The 25,519-nt window shown below is 65.3% G+C and carries 22 protein-coding genes; 12 read left to right on the top strand and 10 right to left on the bottom strand.

The window, feature by feature from the left end; genetic code table 11:
* The first annotated feature begins 2 nt into the window (after window positions 1-2).
* Genes ACNJYD_RS26735 through ACNJYD_RS26725 form a run of 3 tightly spaced genes read left to right on the top strand, consistent with a single transcriptional unit; the run spans window position 3 to window position 2,155 of the window.
* Window positions 3-791, top strand: coding sequence for an enoyl-CoA hydratase/isomerase (locus ACNJYD_RS26735; RefSeq protein WP_260382829.1), 789 nt, complete (start codon window positions 3-5; stop codon window positions 789-791).
* A complete protein-coding gene (locus ACNJYD_RS26730) occupies window positions 788-1,774 on the top strand; it encodes a phosphotransferase family protein (RefSeq protein ID WP_439363806.1) in 987 nt (328 codons plus the stop codon). Before ACNJYD_RS26735 ends, ACNJYD_RS26730 begins: the two co-directional genes overlap by 4 nt.
* Window positions 1,775-1,777: 3 nt before the next feature.
* Window positions 1,778-2,155 carry a DUF6285 domain-containing protein gene (locus ACNJYD_RS26725; RefSeq protein ID WP_439363805.1) on the top strand — a complete coding sequence of 126 codons (378 nt, stop codon included), beginning with the start codon at window positions 1,778-1,780 and terminating at the stop codon, window positions 2,153-2,155.
* A gap of 167 nt (window positions 2,156-2,322) precedes the next feature.
* Here ACNJYD_RS26725 and ACNJYD_RS26720 read toward each other — a convergent pair whose 3' ends face one another.
* Complete coding sequence (locus ACNJYD_RS26720; protein ID WP_439363804.1) at window positions 2,323-3,102, bottom strand: enoyl-CoA hydratase-related protein; 780 nt, start codon at window positions 3,100-3,102, stop codon at window positions 2,323-2,325.
* Between the two features lie 213 nt (window positions 3,103-3,315).
* Here ACNJYD_RS26720 and ACNJYD_RS26715 point away from each other — a divergent pair, with 213 nt between their 5' ends.
* Window positions 3,316-4,590, top strand: coding sequence for an acyl-CoA dehydrogenase family protein (locus ACNJYD_RS26715; protein ID WP_439363803.1), 1,275 nt, complete (start codon window positions 3,316-3,318; stop codon window positions 4,588-4,590).
* Between the two features lie 179 nt (window positions 4,591-4,769).
* Here the strand turns inward: ACNJYD_RS26715 and ACNJYD_RS26710 are convergent, their stop codons facing one another.
* Window positions 4,770-6,347: a fatty acid--CoA ligase gene (locus ACNJYD_RS26710; protein ID WP_439363802.1), complete on the bottom strand. Its 1,578-nt coding sequence runs from the start codon at window positions 6,345-6,347 to the stop codon at window positions 4,770-4,772.
* Window positions 6,348-6,569: 222 nt separating this feature from the next.
* Window positions 6,570-7,442 carry an SDR family oxidoreductase gene (locus ACNJYD_RS26705; protein ID WP_439363801.1) on the bottom strand — a complete coding sequence of 291 codons (873 nt, stop codon included), beginning with the start codon at window positions 7,440-7,442 and terminating at the stop codon, window positions 6,570-6,572.
* 105 nt (window positions 7,443-7,547) lie between these two features.
* Here ACNJYD_RS26705 and ACNJYD_RS26700 point away from each other — a divergent pair, with 105 nt between their 5' ends.
* The 4 genes from ACNJYD_RS26700 to ppc all read left to right on the top strand — a co-directional run bounded on the left by ACNJYD_RS26700 (window position 7,548) and on the right by ppc (window position 13,903).
* The gene (locus ACNJYD_RS26700; protein WP_439363800.1) at window positions 7,548-8,357 is read left to right on the top strand and encodes a crotonase/enoyl-CoA hydratase family protein; all 810 of its coding nucleotides are present in this window, start codon (window positions 7,548-7,550) and stop codon (window positions 8,355-8,357) included.
* Between the two features lie 183 nt (window positions 8,358-8,540).
* On the top strand, window positions 8,541-10,085 hold the full coding sequence (locus ACNJYD_RS26695; protein ID WP_439363799.1) for an acyl-CoA synthetase: 1,545 nt from the start codon (window positions 8,541-8,543) through the stop codon (window positions 10,083-10,085).
* A gap of 200 nt (window positions 10,086-10,285) precedes the next feature.
* Window positions 10,286-10,690, top strand: a complete 405-nt coding sequence (locus ACNJYD_RS26690; RefSeq protein WP_172784086.1) for a YccF domain-containing protein — start codon at window positions 10,286-10,288, stop codon at window positions 10,688-10,690.
* Window positions 10,691-11,104: 414 nt separating this feature from the next.
* Window positions 11,105-13,903 (top strand): phosphoenolpyruvate carboxylase, encoded by a 2,799-nt coding sequence (gene ppc / locus ACNJYD_RS26685; protein WP_439363798.1) that lies wholly within the window; start codon window positions 11,105-11,107, stop codon window positions 13,901-13,903.
* A 57-nt stretch (window positions 13,904-13,960) separates the two neighbouring features.
* Here the strand turns inward: ppc and ACNJYD_RS26680 are convergent, their stop codons facing one another.
* The 4 genes from ACNJYD_RS26680 to ACNJYD_RS26665 all read right to left on the bottom strand — a co-directional run bounded on the left by ACNJYD_RS26680 (window position 13,961) and on the right by ACNJYD_RS26665 (window position 17,895).
* Complete coding sequence (locus ACNJYD_RS26680) at window positions 13,961-15,139, bottom strand: SMP-30/gluconolactonase/LRE family protein (RefSeq protein WP_172784088.1); 1,179 nt, start codon at window positions 15,137-15,139, stop codon at window positions 13,961-13,963.
* Window positions 15,140-15,257: 118 nt separating this feature from the next.
* On the bottom strand, window positions 15,258-16,172 hold the full coding sequence (locus ACNJYD_RS26675) for an SDR family NAD(P)-dependent oxidoreductase (RefSeq protein WP_109144458.1): 915 nt from the start codon (window positions 16,170-16,172) through the stop codon (window positions 15,258-15,260).
* 166 nt (window positions 16,173-16,338) lie between these two features.
* Window positions 16,339-17,478, bottom strand: coding sequence for a thiolase C-terminal domain-containing protein (locus tag ACNJYD_RS26670; RefSeq protein WP_439363797.1), 1,140 nt, complete (start codon window positions 17,476-17,478; stop codon window positions 16,339-16,341).
* Between the two features lie 3 nt (window positions 17,479-17,481).
* Window positions 17,482-17,895: a Zn-ribbon domain-containing OB-fold protein gene (locus ACNJYD_RS26665; RefSeq protein WP_027558650.1), complete on the bottom strand. Its 414-nt coding sequence runs from the start codon at window positions 17,893-17,895 to the stop codon at window positions 17,482-17,484.
* Window positions 17,896-18,082: 187 nt separating this feature from the next.
* On the opposite strand from ACNJYD_RS26665, the gene ACNJYD_RS26660 reads away from it, so the two are divergent.
* The 4 genes from ACNJYD_RS26660 to alkB all read left to right on the top strand — a co-directional run bounded on the left by ACNJYD_RS26660 (window position 18,083) and on the right by alkB (window position 21,803).
* Window positions 18,083-19,432 carry an amidase gene (locus ACNJYD_RS26660; RefSeq protein WP_439363796.1) on the top strand — a complete coding sequence of 450 codons (1,350 nt, stop codon included), beginning with the start codon at window positions 18,083-18,085 and terminating at the stop codon, window positions 19,430-19,432.
* On the top strand, window positions 19,425-20,111 hold the full coding sequence (locus tag ACNJYD_RS26655) for a DUF2848 domain-containing protein (RefSeq protein ID WP_172784091.1): 687 nt from the start codon (window positions 19,425-19,427) through the stop codon (window positions 20,109-20,111). The genes ACNJYD_RS26660 and ACNJYD_RS26655 overlap by 8 nt, the downstream gene beginning before the upstream one ends.
* Window positions 20,112-20,393: 282 nt before the next feature.
* Window positions 20,394-21,140: a 2OG-Fe(II) oxygenase gene (locus tag ACNJYD_RS26650; protein ID WP_439363795.1), complete on the top strand. Its 747-nt coding sequence runs from the start codon at window positions 20,394-20,396 to the stop codon at window positions 21,138-21,140.
* Between the two features lie 9 nt (window positions 21,141-21,149).
* Complete coding sequence (gene alkB / locus ACNJYD_RS26645) at window positions 21,150-21,803, top strand: DNA oxidative demethylase AlkB (RefSeq protein ID WP_439363794.1); 654 nt, start codon at window positions 21,150-21,152, stop codon at window positions 21,801-21,803.
* A gap of 171 nt (window positions 21,804-21,974) precedes the next feature.
* Here alkB and ACNJYD_RS26640 read toward each other — a convergent pair whose 3' ends face one another.
* Genes ACNJYD_RS26640 through hpaD form a run of 3 tightly spaced genes read right to left on the bottom strand, consistent with a single transcriptional unit; the run spans window position 21,975 to window position 25,482 of the window.
* A complete protein-coding gene (locus ACNJYD_RS26640; RefSeq protein WP_439363793.1) occupies window positions 21,975-23,603 on the bottom strand; it encodes a thiamine pyrophosphate-dependent enzyme in 1,629 nt (542 codons plus the stop codon).
* A gap of 26 nt (window positions 23,604-23,629) precedes the next feature.
* Entirely contained in the window at window positions 23,630-24,499 is an 870-nt protein-coding gene (locus tag ACNJYD_RS26635; RefSeq protein ID WP_439363792.1) for a fumarylacetoacetate hydrolase family protein, read from the bottom strand.
* On the bottom strand, window positions 24,499-25,482 hold the full coding sequence (gene hpaD, locus ACNJYD_RS26630; RefSeq protein WP_439363791.1) for a 3,4-dihydroxyphenylacetate 2,3-dioxygenase: 984 nt from the start codon (window positions 25,480-25,482) through the stop codon (window positions 24,499-24,501). Before hpaD ends, ACNJYD_RS26635 begins: the two co-directional genes overlap by 1 nt.
* Window positions 25,483-25,519 lie beyond the last annotated feature (37 nt).

The following is a 25,519-nucleotide window of genomic DNA, read 5'->3' as shown; positions in this document are numbered from 1 at the left end:
CCATGCAGTTCAAACACGTCACGCTCGACTTCGATGGCTCGGTCGCGATCCTCAAGCTCGACCATCAGGAGGTGATGAACGCGGTCTCCGTGGACATGCTGGGGGGCCTTGCCGAAGCGCTCGACACGATCGAGGAGAAGAAGGGCGAGGTGCGCTGCGTCGTGCTGACCGGCGCGGGGCGCGCGTTCTGCACCGGCGCTAATCTGCAGGGCCGCAACAACCAGTCGAAGAAGACCAAGGCCGGCCTGACGCTGGAGACCGGCTTTCATCCCTTCCTGCGCCGCATCCGCAACCTGCATTGCCCGATCATCACCGCAGTCAACGGTCCCGCCGCCGGCGCCGGCATGAGCTTCGCGCTGCTCGGCGACATGATTTTGTGCGCGCGCTCGTCCTATTTCCTGCAGGCCTTCCGCCGCATCGGGCTCGTGCCGGATTGCGGCTCGACCTGGCTCTTGCCGCGGCTCGTCGGGCGCGCGCGCTCGATCGAATTGTCGCTGATGGGCGAGCGGCTGCCGGCCGAGAAGGCGCTGGAATGGGGCCTCGTCAACCGCGTCTACGATGACGGCGTGCTGATGGAGGAGGCGATGAAGCTGGCGCGCGATCTCGCCAGCGGCCCGACCGTCGCACTGTCCCTGATCCGCAAGCTCTATTGGGATAGCCCGGAAAACTCCTTCGAAGATCAGCTCAATCTGGAATTCCAGTGCCAGCTCCGCGCCGGCGACACCGAGGATTTCCGCGAGGGCGTCGGTGCGTTCCTCGAGAAGCGGCCCGCGCAGTTCAAGGGCAAATGATCGAGGCGGCGCTTTCACGCAGCGTCCAGCGCTGGTGCGAAGGGGCGACCGGCGTCACCTCTGCGGCAAAACTGTCCGGCGGCGCCAGCCAGGAAACTTGGCGCTTCAACATCAGGCATCCCAACGGGCCGATCGGCGCCATCCTGCGCCGCTCGCCAAAAGGCTATGGCGCGGCGCCGACGCGCGCTGCGGGCCTCGCGGCTGAAGCGCAGCTGATGCAGCTTGCTTATGAAGCCGGCGTGCCGTCGCCGCGCGTGATGCATGTGCTCACGCCCGAGGACGATCTCGGCACCGGCTTCATCATGCAAAGGGTCGAGGGCGAGACCATCGCGCGCAAGATTCTTCGCGATGAGGAGTACGCGGCGGCGCGCCCCATTCTGGCGCGGCAGATCGGCGGAATTCTCGCAGGTCTCCATCGGCTGCCGCACGACAAATTGCCTCAGCTGCGCAGCAGGGGCGCGACCCAGGAGATCGCCGAGTTCGAGCGCGACTATCGCAGCCTGAACTGGCCAAAACCCGTGTTCGAGCTGGCGCTGCGCTGGCTGCGCGACCACGATCCCGGTCGGTCGGTGGAGACCACGCTGGTGCACGGCGATTTCCGCAACGGCAATCTCATCATCGGCGCGGATGGCGTTCGCGCGGTGCTGGACTGGGAGCTCGCCCATCTCGGCGACCCCATGGAGGATCTCGGCTGGGTCTGCGTCAACTCCTGGCGCTTCGGCGAGATCGACAAGCCCGTCGGCGGTTTTGGCACACGCGAGGAACTGTTCGCCGGTTACGAGGAGGCGGGCCGCAAGGTCGACCCCGAACGAGTGAAATTCTGGGAAGTGATGGGCACGCTGCGCTGGGGCATCATGTGCGGCGGCATGATGCAGCGTTTTCGCGAGGGGCCCGACCATTCCATGGAGCGCGCCATGATCGGCCGCCGCGCCAGCGAGACCGAGATCGATCTGTTGCGCCTCTTGGCGCCGCGCGGGAGCTGACACATGCAGGACGAGCCGACCCCGATCGAGCTGACCAAGTCAGTCGCCGATTTCCTCCGCAACGACATCACGCCGCTGATCTCCGGCCACCAGGCCTTCAAGCTGCGCGTCGCCATCAACATCCTCGACCTCGTGACGCGGCAACTGACGCGGGAGGCGGGGAGCGACGCGAAGGAGGTTGCGCGCCTGCGCGCACTGCTCGGCATCGACGGCTCGGTCACCGAACTCAACCGCGTGCTCGCCGAGCGCATCGCCAAGGGCGAGGTCGATCTGGCAACGCCCGGTCTCGCCGAGCACCTCTGGGCGACCACGATGGACAAGCTCGCAGTCGATCAGCCGAACTATGCGTCCTACAAGCGGGAGTTGGGACGGGGCGGGTAAGGAGGTCTTGCTCCAAATTCGGTGTCATCGCCCGCGAAGGCGGGCGATCCAGTACTCCGAGACGGTTGTGGTTAATCGATAGGCTGCGGCGTACTGGATGCCCCGCCTTCGCGGGGCATGACAGCGATGATGTTGATGTGGGCGCGCGCCGGAATGACACCCGGACCCTACTTCCCCACCCATTTCGGCGGTCGCTTCTCGGAAAACGCCTTCGGACCCTCGATGTAATCCTGCGAGGCGACCATCGCCTGCACCGCCGGGTAGTCGCGCTGCTCCGCGATGGCCTGCTCCAGCGACACGCCGAGCCCCTTCTGGATCGCCTGCTTCGAGGCCTGGATCGACATCGGCGAATTCTTGGCGATCGTCTCCGCCCAGCGCAGCGCAGCCGTCAGCGCCTCGCCCTGCGGCACCACCTCGTTGACGAAGCCGAGCTCGAGACCTTCCTTGGCGCTGACATGGCGCGCGGTGAGGATCATGCCCATGGCGCGCTTCAGCCCGATCTGGCGCGGCAGCCGATGCAGGCCGCCGGCGAGCGCGGCAAGGCCAACGCGCGGCTCGGGCAGCGCGAAGGTTGCGTTCTCCGCGGCAATGATGAGGTCGCAGGCGAGCGCAATCTCGAAGCCGCCGCCCATGGCGACGCCGTTCACTGCGGCGATGATCGGCTTGTCGCAGTCGAAGCGTGAGGTGAGGCCGGCAAAGCCGCCCTTGTCCCAGCCGCGCTTTCCTCCCGCCGCCTGCCACTTCAAATCATTGCCGGCGCAGAACGCCTTGTCGCCGGCGCCGGTGACGACCGCGATCCACTGTTCGGGATCTCCGGAGAAATCGTCGAATACTTTTTGCAATTCGAAATGCGCGTCGGTGTGCAGCGCGTTGTAGACCTCGGGGCGCGACAGCGTCACGATCGTGATCGGCCCCTTGCGTTCCACCTTTGAGAATTTCAGCTCCATCGCGCGCTCCCGGATTTTCTTTCGAAGGAATATTGGCGCCATACTACCGTGCGGGTGCGTCTGAGCACCATCGAATTGCGCTGGTGCGCCTTGCGCCATCGTCACGTCTCGGCTTGCTTGACTTGCACGCGCTCTTCTCACCTTAATCGTGCCAAGCAAGAATGCGCCTAGCGCCTTAACGCAAAACGATAAAATCAATCCGGGAGAGAACCTGTGGATTTCTCATTGCCTGCCGATCTCGTCGCTTATCTCGGAGAGCTCGACCGTTTCATCGAGCGCGAGATCAAGCCGCTCGAACAAGCCGACGACAACATCCGCTTCTTCGACCACCGCCGCGAATGGGCGCGCACCGATTTCGAGAATGGCGGTCTGCCGCGCCACGAATGGGAGGCGATCCTGCGCAAGGCCAAGGATCTCGCCGACGCTGCCGGGCATCTGCGCTTTCCGGTGCCGAAGCAATATGGCGGCAAGGACGGCTCCAATCTCTGGATGGCCGTGATCCGCGAGCACTTCGCCGCAAAGGGTCTCGGCCTGCACAACGACCTGCAGAACGAGCATTCCATCGTCGGCAACTTTCCCGTCGTCACCATGCTCGACCGCTACGGCCGCGACGACCAGAAGGCGATGATCGACGGCTCGATCAGGGGCAAGTACCGCATCACCTTCGGCCTGACCGAGCCGCATCACGGCTCGGACGCAACCCACATGGAGACGCGCGCGGTGCCCGCGACGCGCGACAACGTCAAGGGCTGGATCATCAACGGCGAGAAGATGTGGACCACGGGCATGCATGTCGCCACGCACTGCGCGCTGTTCGCGCGCACCAGTGGCAATGACGGCGACGCCCGCGGCATCACTTGCTTTCTGGTGCCGGCCAAAAGTCCCGGCGTCAAGGTCGAGGAGTACATGTGGACCTTCAACATGCCGACCGACCATCCCCGCGTCAGCTTCACCGACGTCTTCGTGCCGGAGGATGCCTTGTTCGGCGAGGTCGGCCGCGGACTCTCATTGGCGCAATGCTTCGTGCACCAGAACCGCATCCGTCAGGCCGCGAGCTCGCTCGGCGCCGCGGTCTACTGCATCAACGAGAGCGTGAAGTATGCACGCGAGCGAAAGCCGTTCGGTAAGGCGCTCGCCGAGAACCAGGCGATTCAATTCCCGCTGGTCGAGCTCGCCACGCAAGCCGAGATGCTGCGCCTCTTGATCCGCAAGACCGCCTGGGAGATGGACCAGCTCAATGAGGAGCAGATCGAGCGCACGCTGTCCGACCGCGTCTCCATGTGCAATTACTGGGCAAACCGCCTCTGCTGCGAAGCCGCCGACCGTGCCATGCAGGTCCATGGCGGCATGGGATATTCACGCCACAAGCCGTTCGAGCACATCTATCGCCACCACCGCCGTTATCGGATCACCGAAGGCAGCGAGGAGATCCAGATGCGGAAAGTGGCGGGGTTCCTGTTCGGCTATATGGGGCCGGGGAAGCGTTGACTGTTATTTGCGAGCGCAGCGAAGCAATCCAGAGTCTTTCCGTGGAGACAGCCTGGATTGCTTCGTCGCAAGGGCTCCTCGCAATGACGGAGGAGAGAGATGCGCTCCTGTCTCCACACCGTCATTGCGAGCGCAGCGAAGCAATCCAGAGATGTCTCCGCGGAGAGATTATGGATTAATTAGTTCACCCGCCGATCCTTCCCCGCCCAATACGGCTCGCGCAGCTGCCGCCGCAGGATCTTGCCTGACGGATTCCGCGGCAGCGCGGGCAGGAACTCCACGCTCTTCGGCGTCTTGTAGCCGGCGATGCGCGTCCGGGTGAAGTTGATGATGTCGGTGGCGGTCGCCTGCTTGCCGGGCTTCATCACCACGACCGCCTTCACGGCTTCGCCCCATTGCTCGTCGGGCACGCCGATCACGGCGGCTTCCGCGACGTCGGGATGGTCGCATAGCGCGCTCTCGACCTCGGCCGGATAGATGTTCTCGCCGCCCGAGATGATCATGTCCTTGATGCGGTCGTGGATGTAGAGATAGCCGTCCTCGTCCATGTAGCCGGCATCGCCGGTGCGCAGCCAGCCGTCGCCGCGCAGCGTCGCGGCGGTGGCTTCCGGCAGATTCCAATAGCCCGCCATGTTGGAGCCCGAGCGCGTCGCGATCTCGCCGACCTGGCGCGGCGGCAGCGGCTTGCCGTCGGCGTCGAGAATTGCGATTTCGACCCCCGGCAGCGCCTTGCCGGCCGAGCGCATCCGCTCCAGCCCCTCGATATGGTCCTCCGGCGGCAGCGCGACGATGGTGCCTGTCGTCTCGGTCATGCCATACATCTGGACGAAGCCGCACTTGAAGACCTCGATGCATTCCTTCAGCAGTGCCGCAGGAATCGGCGAGGCGCCGTACAGCATGTATTTCAGTCGCGAGAAGTCGACCGTCCTGGCGCGGGGCTGTCGCACCACGAATTGCATCGCCGCCGGTACCATGAACAGCTTTGTGATGCCCGACTGCTCGAAGAAATCCAAAACCTTGGTCGGATCGAACTCGCGTGCGATCACGCCGCGGGCGCCGTGATAGAGACCCATCACGCCCCATCCGGAGCCGCCGATGTGGAAGATCGGCATCGCCACCAGCGAGACGTCGTCGGTCGACCACCGGTTCCATTCCGGCTTGTCCTCGGCGTTGCCGGTCTGCACCAGGTTGAGGAAGTTCGCGTGGCTCAGCATTGCGCCCTTCGGCTTGCCCGTGGTGCCCGAGGTGTAGAGCTGGATCGCGATGTCGCGGGTGTCGATCGGCACCTTGGGATCGTCGCCGCGCTGCGCATCGCGCCACGCCGTGAAATCTGGCCATTCCGGCACGCCGCCCTCGGAGGTGATGATGGTGCGCACGCCCGGTATCTGGTCCCTGATCTGGCGCACCTGTGTGATGAATTCGGGCCCGACGAACAAAACCGGCGCCTTGCAATCCGACACGATGAAGGCGACCTCGGGCCCCGCGAGCCGCCAGTTCACCGGCGCCATCACCACGCGAGCCTTCATCGCACCCATCAAGAGCTCGAAATAGATGTCGCTGTTCTTGCCGAGATAGGCGATGCGGTCGCCGTTCGTCACGCCCATTGCGAGGAGCGCGTTCGCGACCTTGTTGGTCTTGATGTCGAACTCGGCAAAGCTGGTGGTGCGGCCTTCGAACTGGTAGGCGATGGCGCTGCCGCGGCTCTTCGCACGCTCGCGCACCATGTCGGCGAGGTTCGCCAATGGCTGTGTGGACATGTTTCTCCCGTAGCTCTTGTTTTTATGCGGGGGAGTGTGGCGTCATCGGCGGATGAAGACAAGATGGCAGGAGAATGCCGCCGTCTCGTGTCCCGGACGCTGCGCAGCACGAAGTGATGCGCTGCTGAGCCGGGACCCAGCATGCTGCGACATGGGCCCCGGCTCTGCAGCGCACCACGCCGAAGGCGGCGCGCTGCGCCGCGTCCGGGGCACGAGAGAACATCACCCCCGCTTCGCGCGGTCCTTCTCGTTCTGCGCCATGATGCTCTCGCGCGCCGTTTTCCAGTCGTCGTCGCTCCAGTCACGGAGCTGGTAGAAGTTGCCGCCCATCGCGAGCGCCTGGGCGCCATCCATGGCGATGGTCTCGCCGTTGATCCAGTCGCAGCCGCCGGAGATCAGGAACACGGCGACGTTCTGCAGTTCCTCCATGGTGCCGACGCGGCCCATCGGGTTCATCGCCTTGGTGCGCGCGCCGGCCTCGTCGCCCGGCTTGATGCGCTTGCTCATGCCCTCGGTCGGGATCTCGCCCGGGGCGATGGTGTTGAGGCGGATGCCGTGTCGTCCCCATTCGGTGGCAAGCGACATCGTCATGGCGTGGATCGCCGACTTGCTCATTGCCGACGGCACCACGTAGGGCGAGCCGTTGCGCACCCAGGTCGTGGTGATCGAGACGACGTTGCCGGGCTGCTTCAAGGCGATCCAGCGCTTGCCGACCGCATGCGTCACGTAGAACGTGCCGTGCATGACGATGTTGGCGACCGCATCGAAGCCGCGCGGCGAGAGCTCCTCGGTGCGCGAGATGAAATTGCCGGCCGCATTGTTGATGAGATCGGTGAGGGGACCATCGCGGAAGATGGTCTCGATCATCTCCTCGACCGCAAGCGCGTTTCGGATGTCGACGCCGTGGCTGTTGACGCGGCCGCCGTAGCGATCCATCAGCTCGGTCGCGGTCTCGTCGCAGACGATCTTGCGCCGGCCGCAAATGTGCACCTCGGCGCCGAGCTGGAGGAATCGCGCCGCCATCGATTTGCCGAGGCCGGTGCCGCCGCCGGTCACGAGGATGCGCCGGCCGGCCAGAAGATTTTCCTTGAACATGGCTGTTTCCCCCGTAGGGATTGTCAGTTAATTGGTCGATTGACTAAATCCGGCCGCCGTCGTCCTGTAAAGCGGCACCGAACAAGAACAGGGGAGAATTGATCCATGGAAGATCGCGTCTCGATCTCGATCTCGGAAGGCGTCGCCGATGTGCGCCTGGTGCGCGCCGACAAGATGAACGCGCTGGATCAGCCCATGTTCGAGGCCCTCGTCGCCGCAACCGACCGGCTTTCGAAGGAAAAGGGCGTGCGCGCCGTCGTGCTCTCGGGCGAAGGCCGCGCCTTCTGCGCCGGGCTGGACATGGGGCGTTTTGCCGCCATGAAGGAGAAGGGCGGCAACGGAATTCCGGGTGGCGAAAATCGCGATCTCACGGTGCGCACCTATGGCAAGGCCAACTTCGCGCAACAGGCGGTGTGGGGCTGGCGCCAGCTTCCGATGCCCGTGATCGCCGCCGTGCACGGCGTCGCCTTCGGCGGCGGTTTCCAGCTCTCGCTCGGCGCCGACATGCGCTTTCTCAGCGCGGATGCGCGAATGTCGATTATGGAGATCAAATGGGGCCTGGTGCCCGACATGGCGGGCACGCCGATCCTGGCCTCGCTGGTGCGCGACGACATCCTGCGCGATCTCACCTACACGGGCCGCATCTTCTCCGCGCAGGAGGCGATGGCCTACGGCCTCGCCACGCGCATCTGCGACGATCCGCGCGCGTCGGCGCTGGAGGTCGCGCGCGAGATCGCAGGGAAAAGCCCCGATGCGATCCGCGCGGCCAAGCGGATGCTGAACAATCTTTCGGTCGATCCGGGCCCGGCACTGCTCGCCGAATCCGTCGAGCAGCAGAAGCTGATCGGCAGCCCGAACCAGACCGAGGCGGTCCGCTCGAATCTGGAAAAGCGTGCGCCGAATTTTGCAGACTAGCGGTCTGCCGTCATTCCGGGGCGATGCGAAGCATCGAGCCCGGAATCCATAACCCCGACTCGTGATTATGGATTCTCAGATGCGCCATTGCGCATCGTAGCCTGCGCCTTCGCCGCATCCCGGAATGACGAGGGTGCTCGTGGCTAAAAATCTTCAACCCGACGAAAGATCGGAACTCGACAAATGAACGAAACGTCTCACTTCCTCGGCATCGTCTCCGGCGACCGCCGCCGCACCCACACCGAAGTCGCGACCCGCGCCGACCGCATCGCCGCCGGCCTCGCCAAAATCGGCGTCCGCCAGGGCGATTGCGTCTGCATGCTGATGCGCAACGACATCGCCTTCCTCGAAGCCGCCTACGCCGCGATGCGGCTGGGCGCCTATGGCGTGCCGATCAACTGGCACTTCAAGCCTGAGGAGATCACCTACATCCTCGAAGATTCCCGCACCGCCGTCCTGATCGCTCATGCCGACATGCTGCATGGTTTGCGCGATGCGATTCCTGAGGGAGTTACCGTGCTCAGCGTGCCGACGCCGCCCGAAATCCGCTCCAACTACAAGATCGATCCGGATCATCTGACGACGCCGAGTTTTGCGACCGATTTCGAAGCCTGGCTCACGCAACATGCGCCCTATGACGGTCCGATCGTGCCGCAGCCCATGAACATGATCTATACCTCGGGCACGACTGGCCATCCCAAGGGCGTCCGCCGCAACGCGCCGACGCCGGAGCAGCAGGCCGCGGGTGAGCGCATGCGCGAGATGATCTATGGGCTCAAGCCCGGCGCCCGCGCGCTGCTGCCGGGCCCGCTCTATCATTCCGCGCCGAACTCGTTCGGTATCCGCGCCGGCAAGCTCGGCGGGGTGCTGGTGCTGATGCCACGCTTCGAGGCGGAGGAATTTCTGCAGGCGATCGAGCGCTTTGAAATCGACACCATCTTCATGGTGCCGACCATGTTCATCCGCCTGATGAAGCTGCCCGAGGAGGTGCGCAGGAGGTACGACGTCTCCTCGCTCCGCCACGTCATCCATGCCGCCGCGCCATGCCCGGCCGACGTCAAGCGCGCCATGATCGATTGGTGGGGGCCGGTGATCTACGAATTCTACGGCTCGACCGAATCCAGCGCCGTGACCTTCGCGACCTCCGAGGATGCGCTGAAGAAGCCCGGCACCGTCGGCAAGATCTCGCCCGGCGCCGAGCTGCGCTTCATCGGCGAGGACGGCCGCGTGCTCGGCGTCGGCGAAATCGGCGAGATCTATTCCCGCATGGCCGAGATGGCCGACTTCACCTATCACAACAAGCCGGAGAAGCGCGCCGAGATCGACCGCGACGGCTTCATCACCTCCGGCGACGTCGGCTATATCGACGAAGACGGCTACGTCTTCATCTGCGACCGCAAGCGCGACATGGTGATCTCGGGCGGCGTCAACATCTATCCGGCCGAGATCGAATCCGTGCTGCACGCCGTATCAGGCGTGCATGACTGCGCCGTGTTCGGCATCCCCGATGCCGAGTTCGGCGAAGCGCTGATGGCGGTGGTGGAGCCGCAACCCGGGATCACGCTCGCTGCCTCCGATGTCCGCGCCGCGCTGAAGGCGCATCTGGCCGATTACAAGGTGCCCAAGCACATCGAGATCCGCAGCGGCCTGCCGCGCGAAGATTCCGGAAAGATCTTCAAGCGCCGCCTGCGCGATCCCTATTGGGAGCAGGCTGGGCGCAAAATCTGACGATATCGTAGGGTGGGCAAAGCGGAAGCGTGCCCACCAAATTCGCTTGCGGAGACAAGATCGTGGGCACGGCGCAAGGGCGCCTTTGCCCACCCTACGGGACCACGCTCATCCGGCTACGCCTTGCGGGCCTTGAAGCGTCTTAGCAGGGACAGATTCCGAGCCTATATAGCTGGGATCATCCACCTCCGGATCATCCCATGGCGCCCGTATCCATTCTCCTCAACATCCTCTGGATCCTCATCGGCGGCGCCTGGATGGCGTTCGGCTGGTTGATCGCCGCGATCGTCATGGCGATCACCATCATCGGCCTGCCCTGGGCGCGGGCGGCGTTCAACATCGCCGTCTACACGCTGCTGCCGTTCGGCTCGAAAGCGGTCAGCCGCTACGACGTGACCGGTGTCGAGGACATCGGCACCGGCCCGCTCGGGGTGATCGGCAACATCGTCTGGTTCGTGCTCGCCGGCTGGTGGCTGGCGCTCGGCCACCTCGTGACCGCGCTCGTTCTCGCCGTCACCATCATCGGCATCCCCTTCGCCTGGGCGCATCTCAAGCTCGCCGGCATCGCGCTCTGGCCGATCGGCAAGGTGATCGTGCCGGCGTAAGGTGAACGTGTAGGATGGGTAGAGCGAAGCGAAACCCATCATCTGCTCTCGGATGATGAAACATGATCGGTTTCGCTTCGCCGGGATGTCCCGAGCACTGCGAGACCGCGAAGGCATGTTTGTTGACAAGGCCGGCCATTCTCGTGCCCCGGACGCAGCGCAGCGCTCCCCCGGCGATGCGAAGCATCGTCCGGTTCAGCGATGCGCTGCAGAGCCGGGGCCCATGTCGCGGCACATGTGCTCTGTCGCTCCTCGGTCCCGGACGCGCTGCAACGCTAAGGGGCGTGTAGCGCGTCCGGGACAAGAAATCTTCGCGCTGCCGCGCCGCCACCAACTTCATCTTGCACTGCGGCAGAAAAATATCGCACACTCCGCCGGACCGGGCCGCCAAGGGCGCGAGCAGGGGAGCGAGCCATGTCCCTCCAGACCGTACCATCCGACGCCACTGAGCTTCGCCCCAACCGCCCTGAGGATGTTCAGGCGATGGAGGCCGATGCCCGGCTGCGGGACGACATCCGCCTGCTCGGGCGCATTCTCGGCGACACCGTGCGCGACCAGGAGGGCGCCGAATTGTTCGACCTGGTCGAGCGCATCCGCCAGACCTCGATCCGGTTCCACCGCGACGAGGACCGGCTCGCCCGCCGCGAGCTCGAGCAGATCCTCGACAGCATGTCGACTTCCGAGACAGTGCGGATCGTCCGCGCCTTCAGCTATTTCTCCCACCTTGCCAACATCGCCGAGGACCAGAACAACATCCGCCAGATGCGCGCGCGCAGCGCGGCCAAGAATGGCGGCTCCGGCGTGCTGGCGGAGACACTGGCGCACGCCAAGGCGGCGGGCATTGGTCCCGACCAGCTCCGCAGCTTCTTCAAGACCGCGCTGGTCAGCCCGGTGCTGACCGCGCACCCGACCGAGGTCCGCCGCAAGAGCACCATGGACCGCGAGATGGAGATCGCAGCCCTGCTCGACCGCCGCGAGCGTGTCGCCATGACCGCGGAGGAGGCCGATGCCGGCGACGAGCAGCTGCGCCGCGAGGTGCTGACGCTGTGGCAGACCAATCTCTTGCGCCGGACCAAGCTCACCGTGTTGGACGAGGTCGCCAACGGCCTGTCGTTCTACGACTACACCTTCCTGCGCGAGGTGCCGCGGCTCGTCAACGCGCTGGAGGACCGGCTTGAGGAGGGCGGCGAGGCGGCCGCGAGCGAGCTTGCCTCGTTCCTGCGGATGGGCAGCTGGATCGGCGGCGATCGCGACGGCAACCCCTTCGTCACCGCCGACGTGATGCGCGGCACGCTGCGGCTGCAGTCGAGCCGGGTGATGCAGTTCTATCTGAACGAGCTGCACGTGCTCGGCGCCGAGCTGTCGATCGCAGCCCATCTCGCCGACGTCTCGGAGGAGCTGCGCAATTTGGCGGAGCGCTCGCCGGACACCTCGCCGCATCGGAGCGGGGAGCCCTATCGCCTCGCGGTCTCAGGCATCTATGCCCGGCTCACCGCGACGGCTGAAAAGCTCGAAGTCGAGATCACGCGCCGGCCGGTCGGCAAGGCGGCGCCTTACGAGAGCGTCAGGGAGCTGCAGGCCGATCTCGACGTGCTGCATCGCTCGCTGATCTCCAACAATGCCCGCGTCATCGCCCGCGGCCGGCTGCGGCTGCTCCGCCGCGCGGTGGACTGCTTCGGCTTTCACCTCGCCCGGCTCGACATCCGCCAGAATTCGGCGGTGCACGAGCGCACCATCGCCGAGCTGATCGACGCCGCCAACCCCGGCATGTCCTATCTCGCGCTCGGCGAGGAAGCCCGCATCTCGCTGCTGACGAACGAGCTGCGCTCGACGCGCGCGCTGGTCTCTCCCTTCGTCAAATACAGCGACGAGACCATGGGGGAGCTCAACGTGTTCCATGCTGCCGCGGAAGCGCATGCGAAGTTCGGTTCGGACGCCATTCCCCAATGCATCATCTCGATGTGCAAGGGCATGTCCGACATGCTCGAGGTCGCCGTGCTCTTGAAGGAGGTCGGCCTCGTCCATCCCTCCGGCCGCAGCGCCATCAACATCGTGCCGCTGTTCGAGACCATCGAGGATCTGCAGGCCTCGAGCAGCATCATGGATCGCATGCTGTCGCTGCACGATTACCGTCGCCTCGTCGACAGCCGCGGCAGCGTGCAGGAGGTCATGCTCGGCTATTCCGACTCGAACAAGGACGGCGGCTTCGTCACCTCGGGCTGGGAGCTCTACAAGGCCGAGATCGGCCTCGTCGAAGTCTTCGAGCGCCATCACGTGCGGTTGCGCCTGTTCCACGGCCGCGGCGGCTCTGTCGGACGCGGCGGCGGGCCGAGCTATGACGCCATCGTCGCGCAGCCCGGCGGCGCCGTGAACGGCCAGATCCGCATCACCGAGCAGGGCGAGATCATCTCGTCGAAATATTCCAACGCCGAGGTCGGCCGCAACAATCTGGAAATTCTCGCCGCCGCGACGCTGGAGGCAAGTCTCCTGCATCCGCGCCAGAGCGCGCCGCGCCGCGAATATCTGACCGCGATGGACGAACTCTCGAACCTCGCCTTCAAGGCCTATCGCGGTCTCGTCTACGAGACCGAAGGCTTCGTCGATTACTTCTGGTCGTCCACCGTCATCAACGAGATCGCCACGCTCAACATCGGCAGCCGTCCGGCCTCGCGCAAGAAGACCCGCGCGATCGAGGACCTCCGCGCCATTCCCTGGGTGTTCTCCTGGGCGCAATGCCGCCTGATGCTGCCGGGATGGTACGGCTTCGGCAGCGCGGTCGAGCAGTGGATCGCGGAGCATCCGGAGCAGGGCATGCCGTTCCTGAAAGAGCTCTACAAGGAATGGCCGTTCTTCCGCATGCTGCTGTCGAACATGGACATGGTGCTGGCCAAGAGCTCGATCGCGATCGCCTCGCGCTATGCCGAGCTCGTGCCGGACGAGGCCTTGCGCGAAAAGATTTTTGGCCGCATCCGCCGCGAATGGCATTCCTGCATCGAAACGCTGCTCGATATCATGGGCCAGGACCGATTGCTTCAGGGCAACCCGCTCTTGGAGCGCTCCGTGCGCCACCGCTTCCCCTATCTCGATCCGCTCAACCACGTGCAGGTCGAGCTCTTGAGAGAGCACCGCGCGCAGAACCCTGACGAGCAGGTGCTGCGCGGGATCCAGCTGACGATCAACGGCATCTCGGCGGGGTTGAGGAATACCGGGTAGCTGCGACGTCGTTCCGGGGCGCCCGAAGGGCGAACCCGGAAACTCGACGTCACCAACTCACGGCTTCATCGCGCCCTGCACGCTGGTGTAGACGGCATAAAGCGAGGTCGATCCGCAAATATAGAGTCTGTTGCGCTGCTGGCCGCCGAAGCACAGGTTTGCCACGGTTTCGGGAATGTGGATCTTGCCGAGCAATTCGCCCGAGGACGTATAGCAGCGCACGCCGTCTTCGTTCGGATCGCCCCAGCCAACCGAGCACCAGACCCGCCCCTCGGTGTCACAGCGAACGCCGTCGGTGATGCCGGGCTTCGGCATGTCGGCAAAGACCTTGCTGTTCGAGACCTTGCCTGCCGCGACGTCGAGGTCGAACACGCGGATATGCGAAGGATTGTCCGGCCCGTCGGTGAACCCGGTGTCGCAGACGTAGAGCTTCTTCTCGTCGGGTGAGATGGCAAGCCCGTTGGGCTCGACAAAATCGTCGACCACGACCTTGACCTCTCCGGACTTCGGATCGACGCGGTAGACGTTCTTCTTGTCCTGCTCGGGGTCGGCCTTGATCCCCTCATAGAAACCGCCGATGCCGTAAGCGGGATCGGTGAACCAGATCGCGCCATCGGCAGTCACCACCGCATCGTTCGGGGAGTTCAGCCGCTTGCCGTTGTACTTGTCGGCAATGATCGTGATCGAGCCGTCGAGCTCGGTCCGCGTCACACGCCGGCCGCTGTGCTCGCAGGTGATCAGGCGTCCCTCGCGATCGATCGTGTTGCCGTTCGAGTTCATCGACGGCTGGCGATAGACGCTGAGGTGACCGTCGTCCTCGCAGAAACGCATGATGCGGTTGTTCGGAATGTCGCTGAACAGCACGTATCGCCCGGCTGCGAAATAGACGGGCCCCTCGGCCCAGCGGAAGCCGGTTGCGACACGCTCGACCGCCATGGTGCCGGCGAAGGCCGGAAAGCCGGAAGGACCGAAAGTCGGCGGTCCCTTCTTGGCCGATTCCAGATGAGAGTCGGGGTAGCGGCTGCCCGGCAATGGTCCGAGCGGCAGCGGCGCCGTCGATCTCGTCGGTGCGCCGGTCTGGCCGAGGGGCGCGACGGAAGCCGCCAAGGCTCCGTTCAAGGCTCCGTTCATGGTGACGCCCGTCGCCGCGACTGCGGCGGCAGCGCCCTTCAACAGCGTGCGGCGCGCGAGAGAGGGCTCGCTGCTATTTGCGGGAATGGTCAGTGGTTTTGTCATGGTTGCCTCCCGATTTTTTTTTATTGGGAGCAAACCATCCGCCCGCAATCGGGCGTAAAGCGGGCGACCTCCGGCTCGACAACCGGAGATCGCGATGCAGCAAAGTGCTGGGAATCGGTTACACCGGATCCCAGGTGAAGATGTCGGCGGAGCGGTCGAGCTTGTAGAACGAGCCCTTCAGCGCCGGCATGCCGTGTTCCGCGATCGACTGCGGCGTCCAGCCTTCGCTCCGCTGCACCGAGCGGATCGGGCGGTTCTGGCTGAACAGGAAGATCTCGTTCATGCGCACGCCGAAGATCTGGCCGGTGACGTCCTTGGCGGAATCGCCGAGCAGATAGCCGCAGAGGGGGGCGATCTTCTCCGGGCCCATCTGCTTGATTTTCTCGACGCGCGCCTTCTCGGCGTCGGTCTCGGTCGGGATGGTGCCGATCATGCGCGTCCAGGCGAACGGCGAGACGCAATTGGAGCGGACGTTGAAGCGGCCCATGTCGAGCGCGATCGACTTCGACAGCCCGACGATGCCGAGCTTGGCCGCCGCGTAGTTGGCTTGGCCGAAATTGCCGATCAGGCCCGAGGTCGAGGTGAAGTGCACGAACGAGCCCGACTCCTGCTCGCGGAAGATGCGCGCCGCGGCGTGGCTGACGTAGAACGAGCCCATCAGATGCACCTTGATGACGGCCTCGAAGGCTTCCACGCTCATCTTGTGGAAGATCATGTCGCGCAAGATGCCGGCATTGTTGACGACGCCGTCGAGCCGGCCGAAATGATCGGTCGCGGTCTTCACGATCTTGCTGGCGGGAATAGCTTCCGCGACGCTTTCGAAATTGGCGACCGCCGTGCCGCCGCGCTTCTTGATCTCCTCGACCACCTCCTCGGCGGGCGCCGCGTTCGCGCCCGCGCCGTCGGCAGCTCCGCCGGGATCGTTGACGACGACCTTGGCGCCCTCGGCCGCGCACAAGAGCGCAATCTCGCGCCCGATGCCCCGCCCTGCGCCGGTGACGATGATGACCTTGTCTTGCAGTGATTTGCTCATGTGGGTTCTCCTGTTTTCTTACCTCGCCCCGCTTGCGGGGAGAGGTCGAATTCGAGCAAAGCTCGAATTCGGGTGAGGGGGACTCTCCGCGAGTCTGGTGTATGTGGATGCCCCTCACCCCAACCCTCTCCCCGTAAGAACGGGGAGAGGGAGAGGCGAGCAGCCATTACCTCTCGTTCGTGAACACGATCGTGCCACTCGCCGCGAACATGCCGCCGACGCCGTGGCACACCGAAATCTTCGCGTTCGGCACCTGCGCCGGCGCGATCCCGCGCATCTGGCGCACGCTCTCCTGCAGCGCGTACATGCCGTACATGCCCGAATGCATGTAGCTCAATCCGCCGCCGTTGGTGTTGAGCGGCAGCTTGGCTCCAGGCCGCGTGTTGCCGTCGGCGATGAATTGGCCGGTTTCTTCGTACGGCATGAAGCCGAGATCGCCGAGGCCGAACAGCGGCAGATGCGCGAATGCGTCGTAGATCATGAGATGATCGACGTCCCCGTGCGCGATGCCGGCCTCCTTGAAGGCCAGCGGCCCCGCCGTCTTGAACGCACGCGAGGAGTTGAACGTCTCCATCTGGCTGACCATCGGCGTCTCGACGCTCTCGCCGGTGCCCATGATGTAGACCGGCTTCCGCGGAAAATCCCTGGCGCGGTCGGCCGAGGTCAGGATCAGCGCGCCGCCGCCGTCGGTGACGAGGCAGCACTGCAGCAGCCGGAACGGATAGGCGATCATGCGCGAGTTGAGGACATCGGCAACCGTGATCGGATCCTTCATCATCGCCCGCGGATTCTTCGCCGCCCATTCCCGCTGCACCACCGCCACCGAAGCCAATTGCTCGTGGGTGATGCCGTAGGTCTTCATGAAGCGCAGCACGGGAATCGGGAACATGCTGGGCGGGCCATAGACGCCGAAAGGAGCCTCGAACTGGCCGTTGAGGCTGTCGGCCGGCGTCGAGCGCGGCAATTTGCCGATCATCGACTTGCCGCTCTCGGCGTGGGTGATCAGCACCGTCTTGCAGAGACCCGCCTCGATCGCCGCCGCCGCGTGCCGGACATGCAGCATGAAGGAGCAGCCGCCGACCGAGGTGCCGTCCACCCAGGTCGGCTTGATGCCGAGATAATGGCAGACTTGCTGCGGCGTTTCGACCGCGGTGGCAAAGCCGTCGATGTCGGAGAGCTTCAGCCCGGCGTCGGCGATGGCGTTGAGCGCGGCATCCGCGTGCAGCTGGAGCTGCGAAGCGTTCGGGATGACACCGAGCTCGGTGGTCTCGGCCGCGCCGACGACGGCAACCTGGTTCTTGCGCATGGTCTACCCCTTCGCCGGACGGAAGACGGGGAGGGTGATCTTGTCGTCGAGCTCCTGGAACGCGACCTCGAGCTTCATGTCGAGCTCGAGTGCCTCGGGGGTCTGCGGGCAGTCGATGATGTTGCTCATCATCCGCGGGCCTTCGTCGAGCTCGACCACCGCGATGGCGTAAGGCGGCGTGAAGCCCGGTGCCGCGGGCCGGTGGTTGATCACGTAGCTGTAGAGAAAGCCCTTGCCGCTCGCCTTGAAGATGCTGACCTTGCGCGAGGCGCAGGAGGGGCAGAACGGGCGCGGCGGGAAGTAGACATGGGCGCAGGCATCGCAGCGCTGCAGGCGCAATTCGCCGGCCTTGGTGCCGTCCCAGAAATGCTGGGTCTCCGGCGTCGGTTTCGGTCGCGCGCGCTGCGGTTCGGCCATGTTGGCGGCTCCTCCCAAGAGTCTCCCGAGCGACAGGCCTCGCGCCCGCCGGTTTCGAACTTGATGCGACAATCGACCATGGCGCGTCAACGGTCCAGCAATGCGCATGCATGCCATCATGCGCACAATGCTTGTGTCGAGCTGAGCCAGCGCTATAGATTGCGCGCGAATATTCCGTGAGACAGACATGCCCGATTTTCCGACACTGGCGCAGCTCGCCGAAGACCTCGAAAGCGGCCGCACCACCTCCCGCAAGTTGGTCGAGGCCTGCCTCGCCAGGATCGCCGACCCCGCCGGCGAGGGCCAGCGCGCCTTCATCCACGTCGACAAGGACGCCGCGCTCGCGGTGGCCGACGCGATGGATGCCTTGCGCAAGGCCAAGGCGGCGCCGTCGCGCTATGCCGGCATCCCGATCTCGATCAAGGATCTGTTCGACATCAAGGGCCAGGTGACGCGCGCCGGCTCGCGCGCGCTCGATGACTCAGCCCCGGCCGAGCACGATGCCGCGACGGTGGCGCGGCTGCGCGGCGCCGGCTTCGTCGTCATCGGCCGCACCAACATGACCGAGTTCGCCTATTCCGGCATCGGCATCAATCCGCATTATGGCACGCCGAAGGGGGTCTGGAACCGGTCCGAAGGCCACGTGCCCGGCGGCTCGTCGGCCGGCGCGGCGGTGTCCGTGCTCGACGGCATGGCGCATGGCGCGCTCGGCACCGACACCGGCGGCTCCTGCCGGATTCCGGCCGCCTTCAACGGCATCGTCGGCTACAAGCCGACGCAGCGGCGCGTGCCGCTCGACGGCTCGGTGCCGCTGTCGTTCTCGCTCGACAGCATCGGGCCGCTGGCACGATCGGTCAGTTGCTGTGCCATACTCGATGCAGTGCTCGCGGGCGAGCCGATCGTCCCGTTGAGGCCGCGGCCGATCCAGGGCATGCGTCTCGCGGTGCCCACCACGATCGCGCTCGACGATCTCGACGCAGAGGTGGCCAAGACCTTCGAGCGCGCGCTGAAGACGCTGTCCGATCACGGCGCCATCATCGAGCGGATCGAGATGGCGGAGTTCCACGACGTCGGCCCGATGAATGCCAAGGGCGGCTTCGCGGCGTCCGAGAGCTATGCCTGGCACCGCTATCTCATCACGGCCAAGGGCGACGTCTACGATCCCAGGGTCGCCGTGCGCATCATGCGCGGCGAGGCGCAGAGCGCGGCCGACTACATCGACCTGCTCAACGAACGCCGCTCGCTGATCGCGCGCGTCAACGCGCGCATCGCGCCCTATGATGCCCTGGTGCTGCCGACGACGCCCAACACACCGCCGAAGATCGCCGACCTCGCCGACGATCAGGCCTTCACCCGCGAGAACATCCGCGCCTTGCGCAATTGCAGCCTGATCAACCTGATCGACGGTTGCGCCATCTCGCTGCCCTGTCATCGCGACGGCGACGTTCCCGTCGGCCTGATGCTGGCGGGCGCAGGCGGCTCGGACCATCGCATTTTCGAACTTGCTGCCGGCATGGAGGCCGTCATTCGTGTTTGACCTGACTTTCACCATCGACGCCAAGGACGCCACCACGCCGCTGACGCTGGCGATCGATCAGCTGGTCATCGCCGGCTGGACCGGCCGCGACACGGTCGCGCGCGACAAGCACATCGCCGAGCTGGAGGAGATGGGCATCGCCCGCCCGGCCTCGACGCCGATCTACTACCGCGCCTCGGCGCGGCGACTGACCCAGGAGGACAGCATCGAATGTACCGGTGGCGATTCCTCCGGCGAGGTCGAGTTCGTGCTGATCGGCTGGCAGGGCCGCATCTTCGTCGGCTGCGGCTCCGATCACACCGACCGCAAGGTCGAGGCCTACAGCGTCACGGTCTCCAAGCAGATGTGCGACAAGCCGGTTGCCTCGACGCTCTGGGAGCTCGAGGACGTCATCGGCCATTGGGACAAGATGATCCTGCGTTCCTACGCCACCATCAAGGGCGAGCGTGTGCTCTACCAGGAGGGCACGCTGGATGCGATGTTGCCGGTCGCCGACCTCATCGCGCGCGGCTTTGACGGCGGCAAGTTCCCCGACGGCAGCGCCATGTTCGGCGGCACCTTCGCCGCCAAGGGCGGCATCCGCCCGGCGGATCGCTTCGACTTCGAGCTGGAGGATCCCGTGCTGAAGCGGACGATCCGGCACGGGTATGACGTGGTGACGCTGCCGGTGAGGGGCTGAGTCCTCTCCTCACCGTCATTGCGAGCGAAGCGAAGCAATCCAGGGTCTCTCCGCGGAACCAGTCTGGATTGCTTCGTCGCAAGGGCTCCTCGCAAGGACGGGGAGAGAGTCATCGGAAATCGGGTGGCTTGTACAGCCGATATCTGCCACACCCACATCCGTCATTCCGGGGCGCGACGTAGTCGCGAGCCCGGAATCCATAACCACGATCGGGAGTATGAATTCCGGGCTCGCGCCCAAGAGGTCGCGCCCCGGAATGACGATGTGGATAGGACATCGCCTATGGCCATTGCATCACGTGTTGCCGCACCAGACTCTGGAACCGACCTCGCCGCCCACGTCGATGCCTTCGACTGGCCCCAAATCACCGCCGAGCTCGACACCCAGGGCTGCGCCGTCCTGAAGAACCTGCTGACGCCGGACCAATGCCGCGCCATCGCCGCGCTCTACCCGGACGATGCGCACTTCCGCAGCCGCATCGTCATGAGCCGCCATGGCTTTGGTCGCGGCGAGTACAAGTACTTTTCCTATCCGCTGCCCGACCTGATCGCACAGCTCCGTCCGGCGCTCTATGCGCACCTGCAAGCCGTCGCCAATCGCTGGAACGAGGCGATGGGGATCGACATCCGCTATCCCGCCACACACGAGACGTTCCTGAAACGCTGCCACGACGCCGGGCAGGCGCGGCCGACGCCGCTGCTGCTGCAATATGAGGCCGGCGACTACAACTGCCTGCACCAGGACCTCTATGGCGAGCACGTATTCCCGCTCCAGGTTGCGATCCTGCTCTCCGAACCCGGACGCGATTTCACCGGCGGCGAGTTCGTGCTGACCGAGCAGCGCCCGCGCATGCAGTCGCGGGCCGAGGTGGTGCCGCTGATGCAGGGCGATGCGGTCGCCTTCGCTGTGCATCATCGCCCGGTGCAGGGGACACGCGGCACCTACCGCGTTAATCTCCGCCACGGCGTCAGCCGGATCAGGTCCGGCCAGCGCCACACGCTGGGTGTGATTTTCCACGATGCCAAATGAGCGCTGCGATTGACGGGTGATTTGTTCGACAGCGTCGCCGAGGCGCAGCCGCAGCGCGAGGCGATCGCCGACGGCGCCGTGCTGCTACGCGGCTTCGTCAAGCCGATCGAGAGCGGGCTGATCGACACCGTGCGCGCCATCGTGGCGCAATCGCCGTTCCGGCGGATGACGACGCCCGGCGGCCATCAGATGTCGGTGGCGATGACCAATTGCGGCGAGCGCGGCTGGATCACCGATCACACCGGTTACCGCTACGACCCCATCGATCCGCGCACCGCTGCGCCATGGCCGGCGATGCCGCCGCTGTTTTGCGATCTCGCCCGCCGCGCCGCGGAGCAGGGCGGCTTTGAAGGCTTTGCCCCCGATGCCTGCCTCGTCAATTGCTACGAGCCGGGCACGCGGCTGTCGCTGCATCAGGACAAGGACGAGCTGGACTATTCCGCGCCGATCGTCTCGGTCTCGCTCGGCCTGCCCGCGATCTTCCTGTTCGGCGGCCTCGCGCGCAGCGACAAGCCGCGCCGCTTCCGCCTCGTCCATGGCGACGTGGTGGTCTGGGGCGGGGCCAGCAGGCTCGCCTATCACGGCGTCGCGCCGCTCGCCGACGGCGAGCATCCGCTGCTCGGCCGGAAGCGGATCAATCTGACCTTCCGCAGGACGCGGTGACGCGTTTCCTTCTCCCCTTGTGGGAGAAGGTGCCTTCCCGAAGGGAAGGCGGATGAGGGGTCTCGATCCGCGGAGACAGACCCCTCATCCGTCTCGCTGCCGCTTCGCGTCAGCGATCCACCTTCTCCCACAAGGGGAGAAGGAAAGAGTCCCGGAACGACGACGCTTCGTTTAAGGCTTCGGCGGGTGAATGAAAGCCCACGGGCTGACTTCGGAATCCCTGGGCACCTCGACGGAAATCAGCACCGGCCCGCCGTGGCCGAGCGCCTTCTCCATTGCCGCCCTGAACTGCTCCGGCGCGGTGACGCGCGCAGCAGTCACGCCAAAGGACTCCGCGAGCTTGACGAAATCCGGATTGACGAGATCGGAGGCCACGACGCGGCCGTCGAACCGTTCGCGCTGGTCGCGGCGGACATTGCCGTAGGCGTTGTTGTTGAACACCAGCGTCACCACGCCGATGTTGAACTGCACGGCGGTGGCAAGCTCCTGCACGCCGAACATGAAGCCGCCGTCGCCGGTGATGGCCACCACCGGCTTGTCGGGATTGGCGACCTTGGCGCCGAGCGCAGTCGGAAAGCCCGAGCCGAGCGTGCCCTGATAGCCCGAGGTGATGAAGGTGCGCGGCTGGTAGATCGGAAAGCCGTACCAGGAGGCGAAGCCGACTTGCGACAGTTCGTCGGTGACGATCGCGTCCGCCGGCAGCACCTCGCGCAGGATGTTGAGATAGGCCATCTGCGGCTGGATGCGCTGGATCTCGGCTTGCGCTGCTGCGGTGGCCTCGCGAATGTCTTCGCGTCGGCTGCGGCTCTTGGCGTAGCCGGCCTTCTTCACGGCCGCGACGAGATCGGCCGTACCGGCCTTGGCATCGGCGACAATTGCAACATCGGCGGCGAGCCGGCGCATCTCGGCCGGATCGATGTCGATGCGAATGGATTTCAGGCCGCTCGGTTGATAGGGCCAGCGGAAGCCGGAGGCCGGCAGCTCAGCGCGCGTGCCGATCGCGATCATCAGATCGGTCTTCGGCCACAGCCTGTACGCCGCGGCCATGGTGAGCCCGAGCTCGTGCGCATTGGAGACGATGCCGCGGCCACTGCGGAAGGCGACCACGGGCGCATCGATCATCTCGGCGAGCTCGAGGATCTCCTCACCCGCTTCGATCGCGCCGCTGCCGACGAAGATCATCGGCGCCTTGCTCGCCTTGATCAGCGCTGCCGCCTGCTTGATCATATCGGGATCTGGCTGCGGCGCCGACAGCGGCTCCAGCACCTGCGCAGGCACTGTTGCCGCGCGCTGCGTGAAGACGTCCCAGGGCATCTCGACCGAGGCGGGACCGCGCCGCCCCGACATCATCTCCTGGAACGCGCGCGACACGATTGTCGGCGCGTTGCTGGGATGTTCGATCCGCTCGGCCCATTTCACATAGGTGCGCAAGGTCGCGAGCTGGTCCGGCATCTCGTGCAGATGGCCGCGGCCCTTGCCGAGAAATTGCGTCGGCACCTGGCCAGTCACGCAGAGCACCGGCTCGTTGCAGCCGAAGGCGGTGAGCAGCGCCGCGCTGGCGTTGAGCACGCCCGGGCCGGGCACCACGCTGAACACGCCGGGCCTGCCGCTGGCGCGCGCATAGCCGAACGCCATGTAGCCGCAGGCCTGCTCGTGTCGTGCGCCGATCACCTTGAGCTGCGCCTGGTGGAAGGCGTCGAACAGGCCGTAGACCTGCGCGCCGGGCAGGCCGAACACGGTGTCGACGCCGTGGGCGACAAGCCCGCTTACGATCGCTTCGCCGCCGGTGAGGGTGGTCATTCTGGCACTTCCATTTCGGTTGTTGGTCAGGCCTCGTCGACGACGCCGTTGCGCAAAGAGCCGATGCCCTCGGCCGCAACTTCGATCACGTCGCCCGGCTTCAGATAGCGCGGCGGATCGAACCGCGCGCCGGCGCCGGTCGGCGTCCCCGTGACGATCACGTCGCCGGGAACGAGCGTTGCGAAGGTCGAGATATAGCTGATGAGGTAGCGGAACGAAAACATCAGCCGGCTGGTGCGATCGTCCTGCCTGAGCTCACCGTTGACATGCGTGGTGAGGCGGATGTCGGCGATCTCCGATTCCTTCGTGTAGGGCACCAGCCACGGACCGAGGCTGCCGCTGGAATCGAAGTTCTTGCCCTGCGTCACGTTGAACTTGGCGTGGCGCAGCCAGTCGCGCACCGAGCCTTCGTTGCAGAGCGTGAGCGCCGCGATATGGTCGAGCGCGCTGCTCTCCGGAATGTGCCTGCCTTGCTTGCCGATCACCAGCACGATCTCGCCCTCATAGTCGAGCTGCGCGGAGGCACGCGGGCGCACCAGCGGCGTGTCGTGGCCGACGAAGGAGCGGGGCGAGCGCATGAACATGCTCGGATATTTCGGCGCCTCCTGCCCGTCCTTGTACTCGGCATTGCGATCGGGATAGTTGACGCCGATGCAGATGATCTTTTCCGGCGCGGGGATCGGCGGCAGCCAGCTGATCTCGGTGAGCGCGTGGTCCGGCGTGCGGCTGGCGGCCTCTTCGGCAAAGCTGATGAGCTTGCCCGCAGCGATCACCTCGCGCAGCGTCGGATAGGTCTTGGCATAGCGGGCGGAGAGATCGACGATGCCGCCCTCCAGGACGGCGCCATAGCCGACATCACCCTTGACGGAATAGGTGGCGAGACGAGGCAGCTTCATCAGTCCGCCACCAGCACATCGGCCACGAATTTCGGCTCGCGCACGGCCTGGCCCGTGAACGGCGAGCCCTGCTCGAACCAGGAACGCGGGGCAGGGGCGCCCCACAGCGTCTGACGGCGCGGATCGCGCAGCGACCAGCGCAGCGGCTCGTGGTCATGATCGCCCGTGAAATAGTCGCTGGTATAGAGCTCGAGGCGGTGCCCGTCGGGATCGCGCACATAGAGGAAGAACGCGTTCGAGATGCCGTGGCGCCCCGGGCCGCGCTCGATGTTCTTCACAAAGCCTTGCGAGGCCATGACGTCGCAGAGATGGATGATGTTCATCGCCGTCGGCGTCCAGTAGGCGAAATGGTGCAGCCGCGGGCCCTTGCCGTTGGTGATCGCAAAATCGTGGACGTTGCCCTTGCGGTGCATCCAGGCCGCGGCAATGCGCCCGTTCGGCCCGTCCTCCTCGGCATATTCGGTGAGGCGGAAGCCGAGCCGGGCGTAGAATTCCATCGTGTCCTGCACTTCGGCGGCGAAGACGTTGAAATGATCCAGCCGCTGCGGGTGGCAGCCCCGGTAGAGGTCGTAGCGGCGCAGGAGATGCGGCCGCCGCTCCATCGCCGCATAGAGCTCGATCTGGAAGCCGAAGGGATCGGTGAACTGCAGGGTACGGCCTTGGAAGGCCTGGTCGGCGAAGGCGTAGGCGAGGCCGTTCTCGGAGAGGAACGCGGCAGCCTTGTCGAGGTCTTTGTCGTTGCCGACCTTGAAGCCGAGCCGGGCGCAAGCCGGCACGGCTGCCTTGCGCAGCACCAGCGAGTGATGCTGGTGCTCCTCGGCCGCGCGCAGGTACACGGCGTTATCGTCGACGTCCTCGACGTGGAGGCCGACAATGGTTTCGTAGAACTCGCGGCTCAGCTTCAAATCGGTGACGTCGAGCACGACGTGGCTGGAGCGGATGATGTTGAACGGCGGCTCGAAGATGTGTTGCGGTACCGGCATGTGCGTTTCCCCTCGGTTCTGTCATTCCGGGGCGGCT

Origin of the sequence: Bradyrhizobium sp. SPXBL-02 (assembly GCF_051853065.1) — a bacterium.
Classification (GTDB): domain Bacteria; phylum Pseudomonadota; class Alphaproteobacteria; order Rhizobiales; family Xanthobacteraceae; genus Bradyrhizobium.
Note: the sequence above shows the minus strand (reverse complement) of the source record. Positions and strands in the feature narration are given on the sequence as shown.

What these genes read in the sequence shown, in the direction of transcription:
- ACNJYD_RS26680 (WP_172784088.1), bottom strand. Translation starts at nt 15,139, where the DNA reads ATGACAAAACCACTGACCATTCCCGCAAATAGCAGCGAGCCCTCTCTC.
- hpaD (WP_439363791.1), bottom strand. Translation starts at nt 25,482, where the DNA reads ATGCCGGTACCGCAACACATCTTCGAGCCGCCGTTCAACATCATCCGC.
- ppc (WP_439363798.1), top strand. Translation starts at nt 11,105, where the DNA reads ATGTCCCTCCAGACCGTACCATCCGACGCCACTGAGCTTCGCCCCAAC.
- ACNJYD_RS26735 (WP_260382829.1), top strand. Translation starts at nt 3, where the DNA reads ATGCAGTTCAAACACGTCACGCTCGACTTCGATGGCTCGGTCGCGATC.
- ACNJYD_RS26710 (WP_439363802.1), bottom strand. Translation starts at nt 6,347, where the DNA reads ATGTCCACACAGCCATTGGCGAACCTCGCCGACATGGTGCGCGAGCGT.
- ACNJYD_RS26720 (WP_439363804.1), bottom strand. Translation starts at nt 3,102, where the DNA reads ATGGAGCTGAAATTCTCAAAGGTGGAACGCAAGGGGCCGATCACGATC.
- ACNJYD_RS26670 (WP_439363797.1), bottom strand. Translation starts at nt 17,478, where the DNA reads ATGCGCAAGAACCAGGTTGCCGTCGTCGGCGCGGCCGAGACCACCGAG.
- ACNJYD_RS26665 (WP_027558650.1), bottom strand. Translation starts at nt 17,895, where the DNA reads ATGGCCGAACCGCAGCGCGCGCGACCGAAACCGACGCCGGAGACCCAG.
- ACNJYD_RS26705 (WP_439363801.1), bottom strand. Translation starts at nt 7,442, where the DNA reads ATGTTCAAGGAAAATCTTCTGGCCGGCCGGCGCATCCTCGTGACCGGC.
- ACNJYD_RS26730 (WP_439363806.1), top strand. Translation starts at nt 788, where the DNA reads ATGATCGAGGCGGCGCTTTCACGCAGCGTCCAGCGCTGGTGCGAAGGG.
- ACNJYD_RS26635 (WP_439363792.1), bottom strand. Translation starts at nt 24,499, where the DNA reads ATGAAGCTGCCTCGTCTCGCCACCTATTCCGTCAAGGGTGATGTCGGC.
- ACNJYD_RS26695 (WP_439363799.1), top strand. Translation starts at nt 8,541, where the DNA reads ATGAACGAAACGTCTCACTTCCTCGGCATCGTCTCCGGCGACCGCCGC.
- ACNJYD_RS26700 (WP_439363800.1), top strand. Translation starts at nt 7,548, where the DNA reads ATGGAAGATCGCGTCTCGATCTCGATCTCGGAAGGCGTCGCCGATGTG.
- ACNJYD_RS26660 (WP_439363796.1), top strand. Translation starts at nt 18,083, where the DNA reads ATGCCCGATTTTCCGACACTGGCGCAGCTCGCCGAAGACCTCGAAAGC.
- ACNJYD_RS26650 (WP_439363795.1), top strand. Translation starts at nt 20,394, where the DNA reads ATGGCCATTGCATCACGTGTTGCCGCACCAGACTCTGGAACCGACCTC.
- ACNJYD_RS26725 (WP_439363805.1), top strand. Translation starts at nt 1,778, where the DNA reads ATGCAGGACGAGCCGACCCCGATCGAGCTGACCAAGTCAGTCGCCGAT.
- ACNJYD_RS26675 (WP_109144458.1), bottom strand. Translation starts at nt 16,172, where the DNA reads ATGAGCAAATCACTGCAAGACAAGGTCATCATCGTCACCGGCGCAGGG.
- ACNJYD_RS26640 (WP_439363793.1), bottom strand. Translation starts at nt 23,603, where the DNA reads ATGACCACCCTCACCGGCGGCGAAGCGATCGTAAGCGGGCTTGTCGCC.
- ACNJYD_RS26690 (WP_172784086.1), top strand. Translation starts at nt 10,286, where the DNA reads ATGGCGCCCGTATCCATTCTCCTCAACATCCTCTGGATCCTCATCGGC.